This is a genomic window from Brachybacterium halotolerans subsp. kimchii (genome assembly GCF_020792675.1).
Lineage (GTDB): Bacteria > Actinomycetota > Actinomycetes > Actinomycetales > Dermabacteraceae > Brachybacterium > Brachybacterium halotolerans.
This window is the reverse complement of record NZ_CP086254.1, coordinates 505,187-521,502: the sequence shown is the minus strand read 5'-3', so window position 1 is coordinate 521,502 and position 16,316 is coordinate 505,187. Positions and strand designations below refer to the sequence as shown.

The window sequence follows — 16,316 nt, the reverse complement described above, 5'->3', positions numbered from 1 at the left end:
AATCGCTCCGACCAGCGCTGATCCTTGTGGAGGAACGGCGGTGTGGATGATCGGAAGGGGCGCGGGGAGCGCGGGGCCATGCTTGCCGCATGCTCTATCGACTCGGATTCTGGCTCGGACCGACACCCTCTGATCCCATCGACGCCTGCGCCGCCCTCAACCAGCACATCTTCGCCGCGGATCACGCCTGGGGCGAGACGGGCACGGCGGTGCCGCCGGTGCCGCGGATCGCCGCCTTCGTGCAGGAGGCGCTGCGGCGATATCCCCTCGACGAGGGCGAGGAGGCCCCGGACGTCGACGGCGAGGACGGCGCGCAGGGCATCCCCATCTGGAAGTACACCGACGTCGAGGCGTGCGCCGCAGGTCAGGCATTCCACGCGAACCTCACCGGACTGGGCGCCGAGATCGCCCGGGACGACCTCGCGGAGCTCGCCGCATCGCTCGACATCAACGCCTTCGACCTCGTCCAGCACAGGATCCTCCCCGACCGCCGCCCGGGCGCCGCGCCCGGGGAGCAGCATCCGCATCCGGACGTGCTGCCCCCGTTCCTCGCCCGGGAGGAGAGCGACGACGTCCCGACGGGCGGACCTCTCAGGAGGGGGACCGGAGGAGAGACGCGAGACTTCCTCGCCCTCGAGCGCGCCGCCTACTCCCCCGTCGCTCGTGTGTGCGACGGACCCGAGCGCGCGCAGGAGGCGCTCGGGCTGCACGGCGTCGTGATCCCCCAGCGCGCCGCGGCGCGGCCGCTGTTCTGAACCGGCAGCTCACCCGACCGTCGTCGAAACGCCTGGACAGCGCGCTCGACGAGTGCTTGCCTCGCTCCATGGACACGAGCGAACCCGCGGGCACCCACGACCTCACGGGCACCTACGAGGAGACCCGGCGCGCCTGGGACGCCGCCTCCCGCAAGCACGTGCGCGAGTACGGGAGCCTGCTCGCCGAGGCGTGCACCGCACGGCTGCTTCCGTGCGAGGAGCGTCTCCTCGCCGGGTTCGTCGAGCACGCCGAGGTGATCCACCCGCAGAGTGGGCACGGCATCGACGATCACGCGCTGCTGCGACTCGGGGCCGCCTCGGTGCTGGGCGTGGACTACTCGTCGACCGCGGTGACGGCGGCGCAGCGGCGTGCCGACGAGTTGGGCGCCGCTGCGCATTACATCGTGGCGGAGCTCCCGGACACGGGCCTCGATCCGGCGTCCGCCGACCTCGTCTACACGGGCAAGGGAGCACTGATCTGGAACGAGGACCTCGACGCCTGGGCGGCGGAGATGCACCGGCTGCTGCGGCCCGGCGGTCACCTGTTCGTCCACGAGGCGCATCCGCTCGTGCCGCTGTGGACATGGGACGCCGACGAGCCGCGCGTGCGGGAGGACCGCGGCTACTTCGCGTCCCGCCACGCCAACGACACCTTCCCCGCTCGCGGGGCCACCGAGCACCAGCGCACGCTCGCCGGGACCGTGATGGCGATCGTGCGGGCGGGCTTCGTCCTCGAGCAGCTCGAAGAGCATCCCGAGCCGTTCTGGCGGCCCGACGACGCGGAGCCCGCGGCGGCCTGGGACGGTCGCCTCCCCAACAGCTTCAGCCTGCTCGCGCGCCGCGGGAGCTGAGCCGCGGGAACTGAGCGGCGGGGGCTGAGCAGCGAGTGCCGACCGGACGGACTCAGCCTGCCCGCACCGCCGCCCGTCGCTGCCAGAACACCACGGCGCTCGCGGCGGCGACGTTGAGCGAGTCGACCACGCCGCTCATGGGGATGACCACGTGCTCGTCGACCGCCTTCAGGGTGGACGGCTCGAGGCCGTGGCCCTCGGCGCCGAGGACCAGCGCGACCTTGCGGTCGGCCCCCAGGTCCACCTCGTCGAGCGCCGTGGCCTGCTCGGTGAGGGCCAGGGCGAGCACGTCGAAGCCGGCGTCGTGCAGCAGGTCCACGCCGTCGTGCGCGGTGTCCTCGCCCGGAGGATGCGGCGCGTGCGGCCAGGCGCCGAGCCGGGTCCACGGCACCTGGAAGACGGTGCCCATCGAGACGCGGAGGGAGCGGCGGTACAGCGGGTCGGCGCAGCGCGGGGTGACGAGCACGGCGTCGACGTCGAGCGCGGCGGCCGAGCGGAACATGGCGCCCACGTTCGTGTGGTCCACGATGTTCTCGAGCACCGCGACCGTGCGCGCCGTGCGCAGCAGGTCGGCGGCGGAGGGCAGGACGGGCCGCTGCATGGCCGCGAGCGCTCCCCGGTGCAGATGGAATCCCGTGAGCGACTCGAGCAGGGACTCCTCGCCCACGAACACGGGCACCTCGGGGAAGCGCGTGAACAGCGGTGCGAACTGCTCCACCCAGCGGGAGGACATGAGGAAGGAGCGCGGGACGCAGCCGGCGTCCATCGCCCGCTCGATCACGTGGAAGCTCTCCGCCATGAACAGCCCGCGCTCGACCTCCATGCTCGCGCGCAGCCGCACGTCGGTCATGCGCAGGTAGTCGTCGAGCCGCGGGTCCTCGAGCGTCGTGATCGGGACGATCTGCGGGCCGGGGGCCTCGGTGGTCCCGGGGCCCTCCGGTGCCGGTGCTTCCATCTCAGTCCAGCTGCACGGAACGGGCGCTGAAGCGCTCGCCGTGGCGCTCGACCACCAGCGGCAGCCCGAAGGTGCGCGTGAGGTTCTGCGAGGTGAGGGTCTCGTCGATCGGCCCGGCGGCGACGGCCTTCCCGTCGCGCAGCAGCAGGGCGTGCGTGTACCCGGGCGGGATCTCCTCGACGTGGTGGGTGACCAGCACGGTCACCGGGGTCGCAGGGTCCTTCGCGAGGCGCGCGAGGTTCCGCACGAGCTCCTCGCGGCCGCCCAGGTCCAGTCCCGAGGCGGGCTCGTCCAGGAGCAGCAGCTCGGGGTCGGTCATGAGGGCGCGCGCGGAGAGTACGCGCTTGCGCTCCCCGGTGGAGAGGGTGCCGAAGGCGCGGCCCTCGAGGTCGAGGACGCCGAAGGCGTCGAGAAGGGTGCGCGCGCGGTCGAGGTCGAGGTCCTCGTACTCCTCGCGCCAGCGGCCGACGACCCCGTAGCCGGCGGTCACCACCACGTCGAGCACCTTCTCGTGCCCGGGGACGGTGTCGGCGAGCTCCTGGCTCGCGAGGCCGATGAGGGGGCGCAGCTCGAAGACGTCGATCCTGCCCAGGCGCTCGGCGAGCAGCTCGACCGTGCCGGACGTGGGGTGCATGCGGGAGGCGAGCAGGCGGATCATCGTCGACTTGCCGGCCCCGTTGGGGCCCAGCACCACCCAGCGCTCGCCCTCCCCGATGCTGACGGTGAGCCCGTCCAGCAGGTTCCTCCCGCCACGGCGGACGACGACATCGGTGAGTGCAGCAGCCTCGGACATGGCTGAAAGCCTATCGGCTCCGGGGCCGTCTCCCGTGCAGCGACCCGACCCTGCCGTCGGCCCGATCGCCTTCCCGATCTCCGGGGAAGCCGCGCGCCACGGCGAGGGGGACGGTAGGGTGCCCGGGGTCGCGGCGCCGTGCGCGGCGCCGATCCCCTCGACCCCTCTCTCCCCCTCGACGCGAAGGAGCGCCACCATGGCACATCCCGACCCGGCCGCCGACCCGTCGGCCCCGATGCCCCGCCAGGAGTCGTCGGCTCCGAAGCGCCGACGGGTCAGCCCGCACTTCCTCTACATCGCCGTGATCGTCGCGGTGCTCGCGGGCATCGCCTTCGGTCTCATCGCGCCGGACACGGCCGCCTCGTTCAAGATCCTCGGCGACCTCTTCGTCTCCCTCATCAAGATGATGATCGCGCCGATCATCTTCTGCACGATCGTGCTGGGGATCGGCTCGGTGCGCAGCGCGGCGACGGTCGGCCGCATCGGCATCCTCGCCCTCGTCTACTTCCTCGTCATGTCCACGTTCGCCCTCGCGATCGGACTGGTCGTGGGCAACATCCTGCAGCCCGGCCAGGGACTCACGATCCCCACCGACGGCGACGTCAGCAAGTACGTGAAGGACGCCGAGGAGGCCGGCGGGCTCGCCGACTTCGTCGCCTCGATCATCCCCGAGACCCTCGCCAGCTCCCTCACCGACGGCTCCGTGCTGCAGGCGCTGCTCGTGGCCCTGCTCGTGGGCTTCGGCATCCAGGGCGTGGGCGGGCGCACCGCAGAGGTCGCCCTCGAGGCCGTCGAGATCGCGCGCCGCGTCATCTTCCGCGTGCTGATGATGATCCTCTGGCTCGCCCCGATCGGAGCGTTCGGCGCGATGTCGGCCGTGGTGGGCTCCTCGGGCGTGGGCGCCGTGTGGGAGCTCGTGAAGCTCATGATCGGCTTCTACATCACGTGCATCATCTTCGTGGTCGGCATCCTCGGCCTGGTGCTGTTCGCCGTGGCGCGCGTGAACGTGTTCTCGCTGCTGAAGTACCTGGTCCAGGAGTTCATCCTCATCGTCGCCACGAGCTCCTCGGAGTCCGCGCTGCCCACGCTGATGGCGAAGATGGAGCACATGGGCGTGAAGAAGTCGACCGTCGGCATCGTCGTGCCCACCGGCTACTCCTTCAACCTCGACGGCACCGCGATCTACCTGACCATGGCGTCGATCTTCGTGGCCGACGCCATGAAGATGCCGATGACGATCCCCCAGCAGATCGGCCTGCTGGTGTTCATGATCATCGCCTCGAAGGGCGCCGCCGGCGTCTCGGGGGCCGGCCTCGCGACGCTCGCGGGCGGCCTCGCGGCGCACCGGGCGGACCTGGTGCCGGGCGTCGCCGTGATCGTGGGCATCGACCGCTTCATGTCCGAGGCGCGTGCGATCACGAACTTCGCGGGCAACGCGATCGCGACCGTCGTGATCGGCACGCTCACCCGGACGATCGACCGCGAGCGCGTCACCGAGGTGCTCTCGGGCCGGATCCCCTTCGTCTCGGCCGACGAGATCGAGCCGGAGGACGCCCAGCACGTCGTCGCCGAGGAGGGCGGGCGCTCGTAGACTGACCGGGCCCGATCCCGGCCCTGCGAAACAGGAGGCCGCCGTGCCCCACCGTCCCGTGTCCCTGCGTGCCCCGAAGGGCTCCGTCGCCGCCTCGGAGATCGCGGCCGCGATCGACGGGCTGCTCGCCGAGGCCGCGGCCGACGGCGCGCCGAGCGTCGAGTTCCCCGCCGAGGTGCTCGCGGCGGCCGAGGCGGCCGCCTCGGCCGCCGAGGTGCTCGCGGCGGCCGAGGCGGCCGCCGGCGCCTGGCGCGAGGGCGCCGACGCCCACGAGGACGCGACGGACGTCCCCTTCGTGACGCTCGACCCGGCGTCCTCGACCGATCTCGACCAGGCCATGCACCTCGAGCGCACGGAGGACGGCTATCGGGTGCGCTACGCGATCGCCGACGTGCCCCTGTTCGTCGCCCTGGACTCGGTGCTCGACGCCGAGGCCCGCCGTCGCGGCGAGACCGTCTACCTCCCCGACCGCAGGATCCCCCTGCATCCGACGACGATCTCCGAGGGCGCCGCCTCGCTGCTGCCGGACCAGGCGGCCCCCGCGTTCGTATGGGACCTGCGCCTGGACGGCAGCGGCACGGTCACGGGGACGTCGCTGGGCCGGGCGGTCGTCCGCTCGCGCGAGAAGCTCGCCTACGAGGCCGTGCAGGACGGGATCGACGCCGGGGACGGCCACCCGATGATGCTCCTGCTGCAGGAGATCGGCGCCCTGCGCACCCGGAAGGAGGCCGAGCGCGGCGGCGCGAGCCTGAACATCCCCGAGCAGGACGTCGAGGCCGACGGGGACCGCGTGCACCTCGCCTGGCGCAGCATCCTGCCCATCGAGGACGCGAACGCGCAGATCTCGCTGATGACCGGCATGGCCGCGGCCGACCTCATGATCCGCGGGGGCGCGGGCATCCTGCGCACGATGCCGCCGGCCCCCGAGGAGAACGTCGGGCGCTTCCGCCGGCAGGCCGCGGCGCTCGGCGTGCCCTGGTCCGAGGCCCTCGACTACGGCGCCTTCCTCCGCACCCTCGACTGGCACGATCCCCGCCATCTCGCCCTGCTCAACCAGGCCGCGTCGCTGTTCCGCGGCGCCGCCTACGCGGCCTTCACCCACGCCGGCGAGCTCCCGGAGGACACCGAGCAGGCGGCGCTCGGCGCGCCCTATGCCCACTCGACCGCGCCCCTGCGCCGGCTCGTCGACCGCTTCGTGCTGCTGACCTGCCTGCACCATGCGCGCGGCGAGGAGGTGCCGCCCGCGCTCGCGGCGGCGCTCCCCCAGCTCCCCGAGATCATGCAGACCACGGGGTCGGTCGCGGGAAGCCTCGAGCGCCGCGCCCTGGACCTCGTCGAGCGCACGGCGCTCGCCGGGCTCGTCGGCGAGACCTTCGAGGGGACGATCATCGACCGCCGCGGGGGCGAGAAGACGGACGACGAGAAGACGGACGACGCGAAGAAGGACGACGAGAAGAAGGGCGGCGGGACGTCCCCGGTCCGCGTCGAGGTGCAGCTGCTGGATCCGCCCGTCACGGCCTGGGTCGAGGCCGACGGCGAGCTCGGCGGTTCCCTGCGCGTCCGGCTCGAGTCGGTCGACGTGGCGGGAGCCGGCGCGCGGTTCGTGCCCGTCGAGGAGTCCGCGTCATGAGCTCCCTGCCCGAGCACGACGAGACCGGCGCGCGCCCCGATCCCGACGCCCTCGCCCTGCCGCGCGCCGCGGCGCTCGTGCTGTGGAGCGCCGCCTACCTGCGCGGGGACATCGGCCCCGACGACGCCGCGGTGCTCTCCCAGGGCAGCGGGCACCGGCAGACCACCGGGGGCGGCGAGGACCTCTTCGACTGGATGACGTCTCTGCGCCGCCTGCCGCTCGCCCAGGTCCACCTCGTGCTCCCGGTGGCCGGGCGGATCGCGGGGCTCGTCGGCCCGCCCGAGGCCGTCGCCTCAGCCCTCGAGGCGGAGCAGGCGATCGTGGTGAGCGCGGCCGGGATGGCCGACCACACGCTCGTGCCGCTCACCGATGCGCTCGGACCGGACGGCACGCGCGGGACCCTCGTCTCCTGGCGGCGGATCCCCGCGCGCGGGGGCGCCCCGGCACCGGTGCCGAGCGCCGGTGGCGCGCGCGACCAGTTCCTGCGGTCCCTGCAGCGCGCGGCCTCGGGCACGGTCGAGCTCGACCTGGTGCCCGAGGAGGCGATCGCGCTGCAGGCGGTGCCGGCGACCTGGACCTCCGTGCCCCTGCCGCGGCACGTCGGGCCCGCGGCCGAGCATCTGCTGACGCTCGCCGCGCGCACCCTGCTGCTGGCCGATCAGGAGCTCGAGACCGGATCCGTGCTCGCCCGCGGCCTCGGCGAGGAGTCCGAGCGCCGCGAGGTGCTGCGCGATCTGCGAGACGGGGCGCGCGAGGCGCTCACGGAGACCGTCGGCCTCGTGATCGCCGACGAGCTCGGCTGAGCCGCCGCCCGACGGAGACGACGGGCACGGCCGGGACGGCGGATCAGCTCCGCGCCGCGTGCTCCCGGAGCACCGTCTCGTAGACCTCGAGGGTGCGCTCGGCGATCGCCGTCCAGGAGAAGTGCTCCGCCGCGCGGCGGCGCGAGGCCGCACCCATCTCACGGGCGCGCTCGGGGTCGCCGATCATGCGGGTGAGGGTGGCCGCGAGGTCGGCGACGAAGCGCTCGGGGTCGAGCGGCGTGCCGGTGCCGTCCTGCACCTGCTCGAGGGGCACCAGGTACCCGGTCTCCCCGTCGACCACGACCTCGGGGATGCCGCCCGTCGCGCTCGCGACCACCGGGATCCCGCAGGCCATCGCCTCGAGGTTCACGATGCCCAGCGGCTCGTAGATGCTCGGGCACACGAAGGTCGTCGCGTGGCTGAGGATCTGGGTGAGCTCGTCGCGCGGGAGCATCTCGGAGATCAGGTGCACGCCCTCGCGGGTGGACTGCAGCTCGGAGACCAGGGAGTCGACCTCGGCGGAGATCTCCGGGGTGTCCGGAGCCCCCGCGCACAGCACGACCTGGGCCTCCGGCGGCAGCTCGCGCACCGCGCGCAGGAAGTACGGCAGGCCCTTCTGGCGGGTGATCCGGCCCACGAACACGATCGTCGGCGCCTCGGGGTCGATCCCCCGGGAGGTCAGGGCGTCTGTCGAGGGATTCGGCTGCCAGGTGTCGATGTCGATCCCGTTGTGCACGACGTGGACCTTCGCGGGATCGACGCCGGGGTAGGAGCGGAGGATGTCCGCGCGCATGCCGGCGGAGACCGCGATGATGCCGGCGGCGCCCTCGTAGGCCGTGCGCTCGACGAAGGAGCTCAGCGCGTAGCCGCCGCCCAGCTGCTCGGCCTTCCACGGGCGCAGCGGCTCGAGCGAGTGGGCGCTCAGCACGTGGGGCACCCCGTGGAGCAGGGAGGCGAGGTGGCCCGCGAAGTTCGCGTACCAGGTGTGGGAGTGCACGAGGTCCGTGCCCGCGCAGTCCGAGGCCATCGGCAGGTCCGTGCCCATCGTTCGCAGAGCCGAGTTCGCTCCCTCGAGGTCCGCGGGCGCCTCGTAGGCGGTGGTGTCCGCCTCCTCGCGCGGCGCGCCGAAGCAGCGCACCTGGACCTCGACGTGCTCGCGCAGCACCCGGGTGAGCTCGGCGACGTGCACGCCCGCTCCCCCGTAGATCTCCGGCGGGTACTCCTTGGTCAACAGGTCGACGCGCATGGGCTCCTCCTGGTCTGCGGGGCGATGGTCTGCAGGGCGGGTCGGTCGGTGGGACGCAGTGGTCCGTGGGACGTTCCGACCGGGGGCGACGGGACGATCGGCGGTCCGGTGTGTGAGTGCCCCCACATGGGCATTATGCTCGGTTCATGTCTACCGTGCTCGCCATCGTTCTTGCCGGGGGCGAGGGCAAGCGGCTGATGCCGCTGACCCTCGATCGTGCGAAGCCGGCCGTCCCGTTCGGGGGCATCTACCGGCTCATCGATTTCGCCCTGTCCAACATCGTCAACTCCGGGTACCTGCGCATCGTCGTGCTCACCCAGTACAAGTCGCACTCGCTCGACAAGCACATCGCCTCGACCTGGCGGATGAGCTCCCTGCTGGGGAACTACGTGGCGCCGGTGCCCGCCCAGCAGCGCATGGGCAAGCACTGGTACCGCGGCAGCGCCGACGCGATCTACCAGTCCCTGAACCTCATCGAGGAGGAGAAGCCGGACTACGTGGTGGTCGTGGGCGCGGACCACGTGTACCGCATGGACTTCTCGCAGATGGTCGATGCCCACATCGCCTCCGGGAAGGCCTGCACGGTCGCCGCGATCCGCCAGCCCCTCGAGGAGTCGGACCAGTTCGGCGTGATCGAGACCGATCCGGCCTCGCCCGAGGTCATCTCCCGCTTCGTCGAGAAGCCGAAGGAGACCGCCGGGCTCGCCGACGACCCCAGCCAGGTCCTGGCCTCCATGGGCAACTACGTCTTCACGGCCGATGCGCTCGTGGAGGCCGTGACCAAGGACTCGGAGAACCCCGATTCGGCCCATGACATGGGTGGGGACATCGTCCCCTTCTTCGTCGACCAGGGCGAGGCGGGCGTCTACGACTTCATCCGCAACGACGTGCCCGGCTCGACCGACCGCGACCGCGACTACTGGCGCGACGTCGGCACGCTCGATGCCTTCTACGAGGCCCACATGGACCTCATCTCGATCCACCCGGTCTTCAACCTCTACAACGAGAAGTGGGCGACCTTCGCGGGCACCCGCAACGTGCCGCCGGCCAAGTTCGTGCACGCCGGGCCGGGCCGCGTGGGCTCGGCGGTCGACTCGATCGTCTCGCCCGGGGTGGTCGTCTCCGGTGCCCAGGTCTCGAACTCGGTGCTCTCCCCCGGGGTGCGCCTGCACTCGTGGTCGAGCGTCTCCGACTCGGTGCTCATGGACGGCGTCTCGGTGGGCAGGCACTGCCAGGTCCACCGGGCGATCATCGACAAGAATGTGGTGATCCCGCCCCGCACGCAGATCGGGCTGGACGCCGAGAAGGACCGCGCCCGCGGCTTCCACGTCACCGAGTCCGGTCTCACCGTGATCGGCAAGGGAGTCGTCATCACCCCGTCGTGATCCCGACGGTCCGCGCCGAGCGCCGGCCGGGGTCGCATGGAGCGGCCGACGGGACCGAGCCCGACGAGACCGAGGAGAGCGTTGAACGAGTCCCCCGAGATCCCCACGACCCCGTCGGCCCCCGCTGACCAGGGCCCTGACCAGCACGCGCCCGCGCGGGCGCTGCTGGTCAGCGACGTCGACTCGACCTTCCTCACCCAGGAGGTCATCGAGCTGGTGGCCGAGCACGCCGGCACCCGCGCGCAGGTCGCGGAGGTCACCACGCGCGCGATGCGCGGCGAGATGGACTTCACCCAGTCCCTGCACGCGCGCGTCGCGACGCTCGCCGGGCTCCCCGTGAGCGTGCTCGCCGAGGTCCGCGCCGCGCTCGTGCCCACCCCCGGCGCGCTCGAGCTGGTGGAGCGCTGCCGCGCGGCGGGCGTGGTGACGGCGCTCGTCTCCGGCGGATTCCACGAGGCGATCGACGAGCTCGCCGCCTCGGCCGGGATCGACCACGTGCTCGCGAACCGCTTCGAGATCCGCGACGGCCGCCTCACCGGAGGCGTGAGCGGGCCGATCGTCGACGCGCAGACCAAGCGCCGCACCCTCGAGGAGCTCGCGGCGCGCCACGGCGTCCCGATCGAGCGGACGGTCGCCGTCGGCGACGGCGCGAACGACGCGCCCATGGTGCGCGCCGCCGGCATCGGCATCGCCTTCCGGGGCAAGCCCGCCCTCGTCGAGGTCGCCGACGTCCACCTGGAGGGTGAGAGCCTGCTCGACGTGTGGCCGCACCTCGAGAGGGTCCTCGAGCGCGCCTGAACGGCCCGGTGCGGCTCCCGGCTCCTCAGCTGCGGACGACGGTGTGCAGCGTGAGGGACTCCTCCCCCAGGTCCGACCAGTGCGGGACGCTGCCCGAGAGCACGCAGAGCGCGCCGGTGGGAAGGCCGATCCTCGTCTGGGCGACGGATCCGGGGTCGGAGTCCTCCGCGGCCAGGCCGTGCGTGAGCGAGGCCATGGTCGGCTCGTGGCCGATGACCATCACCACGTGCTCGGCGTCGTCGGTGGCGCGGACGAGGTCCAGCACCTCCGCAGGCCCGCCCTCGTAGATCTCCGGGAGGAAGTCCACGGTGCCGTCGAAGCCGGGCATCGAGGCGAGCACGCACTCCCAGGTCTCCCGCGTGCGGACCGCGTCGGAGACGAGCACGCGCGTGGGCCGCACGCCCTGCGACTCGAGGTACTCGCCGGTCATCCGGGCCTGCGTGCGGCCGCGGTCTGTCAGCTCCCGCTCATGATCCGGATCCTGCGCGCTGTCCGCTTTGCCGTGGCGCATGAGCAGGAGCAGGCGACTGTCGGGGTCGGAGGGCATCGGGTCGAGTCACGCCTTCTGTCTGGGGTGTCCGGTGGCAGGGGTCGCAGGGGCGCCGGACGCACGGTCGCTGCGGGACTCAGTGTCCCATGCCCAGGCCGCCGTCGACAGGCACGACGGCGCCGGAGATGTAGGACGCGTCGTCGCTCGCGAGGAAGGCGGTCACGCGGGCGACCTCGGCGGGCTCGGCGAAGCGCCCGGCGGGGATCTGCGAGAGGTAGTTCTTCTGCAGGTCCTCGGGCAGCGCGTCGGTCATGTCGGTCGCGATGTACCCGGGGGCGACGACGTTCGCCGTGATCCCGCGCGAACCGAGCTCGCGCGTGATCGAGCGGGCGATGCCCAGCAGGCCGGCCTTGGACGCCGCGTAGTTCACCTGTCCCGGCGAGCCGAGCTGAGCGACCACGGAGCTGATGAGGACGATGCGGCCCTTCTTCCTGCGCATCATCGACTTGATGACGCGCTTCACGGTGCGGAAGGAGCCCGTGAGGTTCGTGTCGATGACCTTCTCGAAGGACTCGTCGCTCATGCGCAGCAGCAGCTGGTCGTCGGTCATGCCGGCGTTCGCCACGAGCACCTCGATGGGGCCGTGCTCGGTCTCGGCCTGCTTCACGGCGGCGTCGAGCGAGTCGCCGTCGGTGATGTCCGCGGTCACGGTGAGCGTGCCCTCGGGGCCCTCCTGGCCCGAGCGCGAGGTGATCGCCACGCGGTCTCCGCGGCGCACGAACTCCTCGGCGATCGCGCGGCCGATGCCGCGGTTCCCGCCGGTGATGAGGACGCTGCGGGGTTCCGTGCTCTCGAGGGACATGCGTGGTGCTCCTTGCTGTGCTGGGATGCTCTGCGGATGCGCGGGGCGGCCGAGGACGGCCGGTGCTCTAGCATACGTAGGGACCAGTGCACGGGGATCCGCCACACGCGGTCCCGGCAGGACGTACAGCATCCCTTCCGGAAGGTTCCTCCCTGATGGCTTACCGCTTCAACCCCCCGCCGAACTGGCCGATCGACGAGGAGGGCTGGACGCCGCCGCCGGGATGGCAGCCCGACCCCGCCTGGGGGCCGGCTCCCGAGGGCTGGAACTTCTGGGTCGCCGACGATGCGCCGCAGACCCCGACCGGTCAGGACGCCCCGGAGCAGTCCGCGCTCGACGACGACGCGACGCGGGTCTCGGGCACGTCGTCCGCGTCGGACCTCCCGTCGGAGCGGGGCGCGGATCCGGAGCAGGGTGCCGCGCCGGAGCAGGGTGCCGTGCCGGAGCAGGATGCTGCCCCGGAGCAGGGCGACGACAGGACTGCGGGCACGGAGCCCGAGGCCGCGTCGTCCCCCGAGACCGCCGTGTACACGGGTCCGAGCGAGGAGGAGACCTCGGCAGCGCTCGCCAGCTCGGCGCCGTACGAGAGCGCCGAGCGCGAGAACGACGCGGCTGATCAGGCCCCGGCGGACGCCGGAGAGCCCTCCGCGCCCTCTGCGCCCTCTGCGCCCGAGACTCAGGACCCTGCCACCGAGCAGCCGGGATCCGCGGACGGCCAGCAGCCGCCGGCCGCCCCCGCGTACGGGGAGGCCGCCCAGGACGGCCAGGCCTCCCCGGCGGCGCAGGCCTATGGCGCCCAGGACCATGCGGAGCAGGGGTACGGCCCGGCGTCGCCCGCGCAGGGCTACGGTCAGGACACGCAAGGGTACAGCCAGGCGTCGCCCGCACAGGGCTACGGTGCCCAGGACCAGCAGGCTCAGGGCTATGGCTCGCAGGGATATGGCGCTCAGGATCAGCAGGGCCAGGGATACGCGGCCCAGGGATACGAGGCCCAGGGGTACGGCGAGCAGGGATACGGCTCCCAGGCCGCGCCGGCGTACGACCAGGGAGGCGCGGCTCAGGGCCAGGGGTCGCCGGCCTACGGGCCCGCGTCGGCCGGGGCCTACGGATCGCCGGATCCGGGCCCCGCGAGCGATCCGCAGGCCCAGTGGTCCACGGTGCCGAGCGCCGCGGAGCCCGCGAAGAAGGGCGTCATCGCGCGCTTCTGGTGGATCGGCTGCATCGTGCTGGTCGTGCTCGCGATCGTAGTCGTCCTCGCAGGCATCTTCGCGGTCCGCGCGCTCGGCGGCTCGGACGATCCGAGCCCCTCGGCCGGCGCGACCACCAGCCAGGACGCGACCTCCGAGGATCCCTCGCAGTCCGAGTCCGCGAGCGAGGACGCCGAGCCCACCGTCACCCCGTCCGTGCTGCCCACCGTCGACCCGTCGGCGAAGGAGATCGACGTCGTCGGCCCCGAGGGCAAGGGCAAGGTCCAGGTGTCCATGGAGTGGAAGAACGCCGAGGACCTGGACGCGAAGTATGAGATCGATGACGCGAAGTACGGCCCGTACCTCGTGGTGACCACACATCTGGAGGTCACCGAGGGCACGATGGACTGGGCGAACTGGGACTACTCCGTGGAGACCCCGTACGGCGGGAAGGTCCAGTCCGACTCGAACACCTACTCACTCAAGAACTCCGGGATCGAGGGCAACAGCCCGTACGAGTTCTCCGAAGGGGACGAGTACTCCATGACGATGCTCTTCGCGGTGAAGCGCGCGGGCGGCAACAAGCTCGTCATGGACTCCGGAAGCGACACCTACAGCTGGGACATCAAGAAGTGACCTCGTCCTTCAATCCGCCACCCCACTGGCCGGAGCCGCCCGAGGACGGCTGGCTCCCGCCGGAGGGGTGGCGCCCCGACCCCCGCTGGGGCCGGGTCCCCGCCGGCTGGCGGGTCTGGATGGACCGGGCGCGGGCCGGGGGCGCCGAGGACGGCCCTCTGCTCCTGTCCGAGGACGTCCCCGCGAGCGGCGCCCGCGTGCGTCGCCGCATCCCCAGCTACCCCGTGACCGTCATGAACCCCGGGATCTGGTCGGAGAACCAGCTCGAGCACGAGGACTACGGCTTCCCGGAGCCGGCCGAGCGCCGCGCACGGCCCCGCCTGCGCCTGGGCATGACGATCGTGGCGACCGTGGTCGGACTGCTGATCGCCGCCGGCACTGCGGTGCTCTTCGTGCAGCTCATGCAGTACGCGACCGATTCCCTGCCCGCGACGTCCCTGCCTGCGTCGTCCCTGTCCGCCGCGCCGGCCGCCCCCACGGCCCCGACGTCCCTCGCCGAGGTCACGACCGCCGCATGAGAATGGCCCTGAAGATCTTGCGTCGCCTCTGCACTCGCGACGCCCTGGGCGCCGTGCTCGGCGTCGTCCTCGCCGCCGCCGTCTGCATCGGCCTCGGCTTCTGGCAGTGGCACCGCTTCGAGGGCAAGCGCGAGAACGCCGACGTCATCGAGACCAACTACAGCGCCTCGCCCGTGGGACTGGACCAGGTGCTCCCCTCCCCCGGCACGCCGCTGGCCTCCTCCGACCGCTGGAAGCAGGTCGAGCTGACCGGCAAGTACTGCACCGAGCCCGACTGCCTGCTCTGGGTGCGCAACCGCCCGCTCTCGGACTCCGTGGGCTTCTGGCAGCTCGTCCCCTTCACGACCGACCAGGGCACGCTGCTCGTCGTGCGCGGGTGGGTGGACGGGGCCGAGACCTCGTCCACGCCCGCGAGCCAACCCCCCGTGCCCGAGGGCCGCACCACCATCGTGGTGCGCATGCGCGTGGTCGAGCCGACCCTGGCGAACCGGCGAAATCCCCCGGGCCAGGTCCAGACCGTCACCCCCAGCGCGATCGCGCCCGAGCTCCCAGATCTCGGCGGCAGCGTCTACACGGGGGCCTTCGGCGAGCTGGTCTCGGAGGACCCGTCGGTCAGCCCGATGCCGCACGTCCTCGAGGAGCCCGATACGAGCCTCGGCCCGCATCTGTCCTACGCCGTGCAGTGGTGGCTGTTCGCGGCCTTCTTCCCCATCGCACTCGTGGTGCGCACGCGCCGCCAGATCCTCGACGAGGACGGCGGGGAGGCCGACGACGAGGCGACGGACGGGACCCGGAGCGGGAGTGCGGAGACCACACGGGAGGCAGCGCCCGTCGCCCCGCGCGCCGCCTCCGCCGAGCTGCGCAGGGCGCGCCCGCGCACACAGGACGAGGAGGAAGAGGATGAGCTCCTGGATCACGGACGCCGCTGAGCACGGACGGTTCCTGCCGGGGCCGCGGCCGCGGCGCATCGCCCACCGCGGGCTCGCGCTCGACGGCGCGGAGAACACCCTGCGCTCGTTCTCCGACGCGCTCGATGCCGGCGCCGACATGCTCGAGACCGACACCCGGGCCACGGCCGACGGGATCGCCCTCGCCGTGCACGACCCCGACCTCACGCGCATCGCGGGCGACCCCCGGAGCATCGACGTCCTGCACGAGAGCGACCTCGAGGGCATCAGGGTGGCCGGGGAGGAGCCGCTCGCCCGCCTCGAGGACGTGCTCGGGAGCTTCCCGGACGTCCCGGTGAACATCGACGTCAAGGACGAGGCGGCCGTCGGCCCCGCGGTCGAGGCGATCGCCCGCACCGGCGCCGCGGGGCGCGTGTGCGTGACGAGCTTCCGCGGCTCCGTCGCCTCGCACGCCGTGCGCGCGGTGCGGAGCGCGACCGGGGTGACTCCCGTGCGCAGCCCGTCGCGCGAGGTGATCGCGGGCTTCGTCCTCGCCCGGGCGCTCGAGCTGCCCGATCCCGCGCTGCGTGCCCTGCTGCGCCCCTATGGCGCCCTGCAGGTGCCCGTCTCCCAGTCGGTGCTGCGCATCGTCACCCCCGCGAACGTCGCCGCCGCCCACCGCGCCGGCTGCGAGGTGCAGGTGTGGACGATCGACGGGACCGCCCGGATGCGGGAGCTGCTCGCGATCGGCGTCGACGGCATCATCACCAATCGCGTCGATCGCCTGAGCGCCCTGCTCGACGGGACGGAGCCGCCGGCCGGCGACGTGATGTGACCCACGCCGCGGCTCGGGAATGTTCCGTGCGCACGGGACGTTCTGGTCACTGTCGCGCCGCAGTGCGCGCGCGACCGCCGCCCCCGGAACCGTC

16 protein-coding genes are annotated in these 16,316 nt (G+C 72.6%); 11 read left to right on the top strand and 5 right to left on the bottom strand.

The window, feature by feature from the left end; genetic code table 11:
- Positions 1 to 89 precede the first annotated feature (89 nt).
- Entirely contained in the window at positions 90 to 755 is a 666-nt protein-coding gene (locus tag Bra3105_RS02405) for a hypothetical protein (protein ID WP_228358458.1), read from the top strand.
- A 68-nt stretch (positions 756 to 823) separates the two neighbouring features.
- A complete protein-coding gene (locus Bra3105_RS02400; protein WP_228358457.1) occupies positions 824 to 1,606 on the top strand; it encodes a class I SAM-dependent methyltransferase in 783 nt (260 codons plus the stop codon).
- Positions 1,607 to 1,658: 52 nt separating this feature from the next.
- Here the strand turns inward: Bra3105_RS02400 and Bra3105_RS02395 are convergent, their stop codons facing one another.
- Positions 1,659 to 2,561 carry a TrmH family RNA methyltransferase gene (locus tag Bra3105_RS02395; RefSeq protein WP_228358456.1) on the bottom strand — a complete coding sequence of 301 codons (903 nt, stop codon included), beginning with the start codon at positions 2,559 to 2,561 and terminating at the stop codon, positions 1,659 to 1,661.
- A 1-nt stretch (position 2,562) separates the two neighbouring features.
- Positions 2,563 to 3,354, bottom strand: a complete 792-nt coding sequence (locus Bra3105_RS02390; RefSeq protein ID WP_200500690.1) for an ABC transporter ATP-binding protein — start codon at positions 3,352 to 3,354, stop codon at positions 2,563 to 2,565.
- A 196-nt stretch (positions 3,355 to 3,550) separates the two neighbouring features.
- On the opposite strand from Bra3105_RS02390, the gene Bra3105_RS02385 reads away from it, so the two are divergent.
- Genes Bra3105_RS02385 through Bra3105_RS02375 form a run of 3 tightly spaced genes read left to right on the top strand, consistent with a single transcriptional unit; the run spans position 3,551 to position 7,378 of the window.
- Entirely contained in the window at positions 3,551 to 4,945 is a 1,395-nt protein-coding gene (locus Bra3105_RS02385) for a cation:dicarboxylate symporter family transporter (protein WP_228358455.1), read from the top strand.
- A 43-nt stretch (positions 4,946 to 4,988) separates the two neighbouring features.
- Positions 4,989 to 6,575, top strand: coding sequence for an RNB domain-containing ribonuclease (locus Bra3105_RS02380; RefSeq protein ID WP_228358454.1), 1,587 nt, complete (start codon positions 4,989 to 4,991; stop codon positions 6,573 to 6,575).
- A complete protein-coding gene (locus Bra3105_RS02375) occupies positions 6,572 to 7,378 on the top strand; it encodes an Rv1486c family protein (protein WP_228358453.1) in 807 nt (268 codons plus the stop codon). The genes Bra3105_RS02380 and Bra3105_RS02375 overlap by 4 nt, the downstream gene beginning before the upstream one ends.
- A gap of 43 nt (positions 7,379 to 7,421) precedes the next feature.
- On the opposite strand, the gene glgA is transcribed toward Bra3105_RS02375, so the two are convergent.
- Positions 7,422 to 8,624 carry a glycogen synthase gene (glgA, locus tag Bra3105_RS02370; protein ID WP_228358452.1) on the bottom strand — a complete coding sequence of 401 codons (1,203 nt, stop codon included), beginning with the start codon at positions 8,622 to 8,624 and terminating at the stop codon, positions 7,422 to 7,424.
- A 146-nt stretch (positions 8,625 to 8,770) separates the two neighbouring features.
- Between glgA and glgC the strand changes: the two genes are divergently transcribed.
- Together glgC and serB are read left to right on the top strand one after the other, a co-directional pair.
- Positions 8,771 to 10,009, top strand: coding sequence for a glucose-1-phosphate adenylyltransferase (gene glgC / locus Bra3105_RS02365; RefSeq protein WP_228358451.1), 1,239 nt, complete (start codon positions 8,771 to 8,773; stop codon positions 10,007 to 10,009).
- 81 nt (positions 10,010 to 10,090) lie between these two features.
- The gene (gene serB, locus Bra3105_RS02360; protein ID WP_228358450.1) at positions 10,091 to 10,807 is read left to right on the top strand and encodes a phosphoserine phosphatase SerB; all 717 of its coding nucleotides are present in this window, start codon (positions 10,091 to 10,093) and stop codon (positions 10,805 to 10,807) included.
- 25 nt (positions 10,808 to 10,832) lie between these two features.
- On the opposite strand, the gene Bra3105_RS02355 is transcribed toward serB, so the two are convergent.
- Complete coding sequence (locus Bra3105_RS02355; protein ID WP_200500696.1) at positions 10,833 to 11,354, bottom strand: SixA phosphatase family protein; 522 nt, start codon at positions 11,352 to 11,354, stop codon at positions 10,833 to 10,835.
- A gap of 79 nt (positions 11,355 to 11,433) precedes the next feature.
- Complete coding sequence (locus tag Bra3105_RS02350) at positions 11,434 to 12,159, bottom strand: beta-ketoacyl-ACP reductase (RefSeq protein ID WP_228358449.1); 726 nt, start codon at positions 12,157 to 12,159, stop codon at positions 11,434 to 11,436.
- A 155-nt stretch (positions 12,160 to 12,314) separates the two neighbouring features.
- Here Bra3105_RS02350 and Bra3105_RS02345 point away from each other — a divergent pair, with 155 nt between their 5' ends.
- Genes Bra3105_RS02345 through Bra3105_RS02330 form a run of 4 tightly spaced genes read left to right on the top strand, consistent with a single transcriptional unit; the run spans position 12,315 to position 16,222 of the window.
- Positions 12,315 to 13,982 carry a hypothetical protein gene (locus Bra3105_RS02345; RefSeq protein WP_228358448.1) on the top strand — a complete coding sequence of 556 codons (1,668 nt, stop codon included), beginning with the start codon at positions 12,315 to 12,317 and terminating at the stop codon, positions 13,980 to 13,982.
- The gene (locus tag Bra3105_RS02340; protein ID WP_228358447.1) at positions 13,979 to 14,500 is read left to right on the top strand and encodes a hypothetical protein; all 522 of its coding nucleotides are present in this window, start codon (positions 13,979 to 13,981) and stop codon (positions 14,498 to 14,500) included. The genes Bra3105_RS02345 and Bra3105_RS02340 overlap by 4 nt, the downstream gene beginning before the upstream one ends.
- A complete protein-coding gene (locus tag Bra3105_RS02335) occupies positions 14,497 to 15,429 on the top strand; it encodes an SURF1 family cytochrome oxidase biogenesis protein (RefSeq protein WP_228358446.1) in 933 nt (310 codons plus the stop codon). The genes Bra3105_RS02340 and Bra3105_RS02335 overlap by 4 nt, the downstream gene beginning before the upstream one ends.
- Positions 15,401 to 16,222 (top strand): glycerophosphodiester phosphodiesterase family protein, encoded by an 822-nt coding sequence (locus Bra3105_RS02330; protein WP_228358445.1) that lies wholly within the window; start codon positions 15,401 to 15,403, stop codon positions 16,220 to 16,222. The genes Bra3105_RS02335 and Bra3105_RS02330 overlap by 29 nt, the downstream gene beginning before the upstream one ends.
- Positions 16,223 to 16,316 lie beyond the last annotated feature (94 nt).

Excerpts from the sequence above, each read along its gene's own strand:
- Bra3105_RS02350 (WP_228358449.1), bottom strand. The coding sequence starts at position 12,159 with ATGTCCCTCGAGAGCACGGAACCCCGCAGCGTCCTCATCACCGGCGGG.
- Bra3105_RS02355 (WP_200500696.1), bottom strand. The coding sequence starts at position 11,354 with ATGCCCTCCGACCCCGACAGTCGCCTGCTCCTGCTCATGCGCCACGGC.
- Bra3105_RS02330 (WP_228358445.1), top strand. The coding sequence starts at position 15,401 with ATGAGCTCCTGGATCACGGACGCCGCTGAGCACGGACGGTTCCTGCCG.
- Bra3105_RS02405 (WP_228358458.1), top strand. The coding sequence starts at position 90 with ATGCTCTATCGACTCGGATTCTGGCTCGGACCGACACCCTCTGATCCC.
- Bra3105_RS02345 (WP_228358448.1), top strand. The coding sequence starts at position 12,315 with ATGGCTTACCGCTTCAACCCCCCGCCGAACTGGCCGATCGACGAGGAG.
- Bra3105_RS02375 (WP_228358453.1), top strand. The coding sequence starts at position 6,572 with ATGAGCTCCCTGCCCGAGCACGACGAGACCGGCGCGCGCCCCGATCCC.
- Bra3105_RS02335 (WP_228358446.1), top strand. The coding sequence starts at position 14,497 with ATGAGAATGGCCCTGAAGATCTTGCGTCGCCTCTGCACTCGCGACGCC.
- Bra3105_RS02390 (WP_200500690.1), bottom strand. The coding sequence starts at position 3,354 with ATGTCCGAGGCTGCTGCACTCACCGATGTCGTCGTCCGCCGTGGCGGG.
- glgC (WP_228358451.1), top strand. The coding sequence starts at position 8,771 with ATGTCTACCGTGCTCGCCATCGTTCTTGCCGGGGGCGAGGGCAAGCGG.
- Bra3105_RS02400 (WP_228358457.1), top strand. The coding sequence starts at position 824 with ATGGACACGAGCGAACCCGCGGGCACCCACGACCTCACGGGCACCTAC.
- Bra3105_RS02385 (WP_228358455.1), top strand. The coding sequence starts at position 3,551 with ATGGCACATCCCGACCCGGCCGCCGACCCGTCGGCCCCGATGCCCCGC.
- glgA (WP_228358452.1), bottom strand. The coding sequence starts at position 8,624 with ATGCGCGTCGACCTGTTGACCAAGGAGTACCCGCCGGAGATCTACGGG.
- Bra3105_RS02395 (WP_228358456.1), bottom strand. The coding sequence starts at position 2,561 with ATGGAAGCACCGGCACCGGAGGGCCCCGGGACCACCGAGGCCCCCGGC.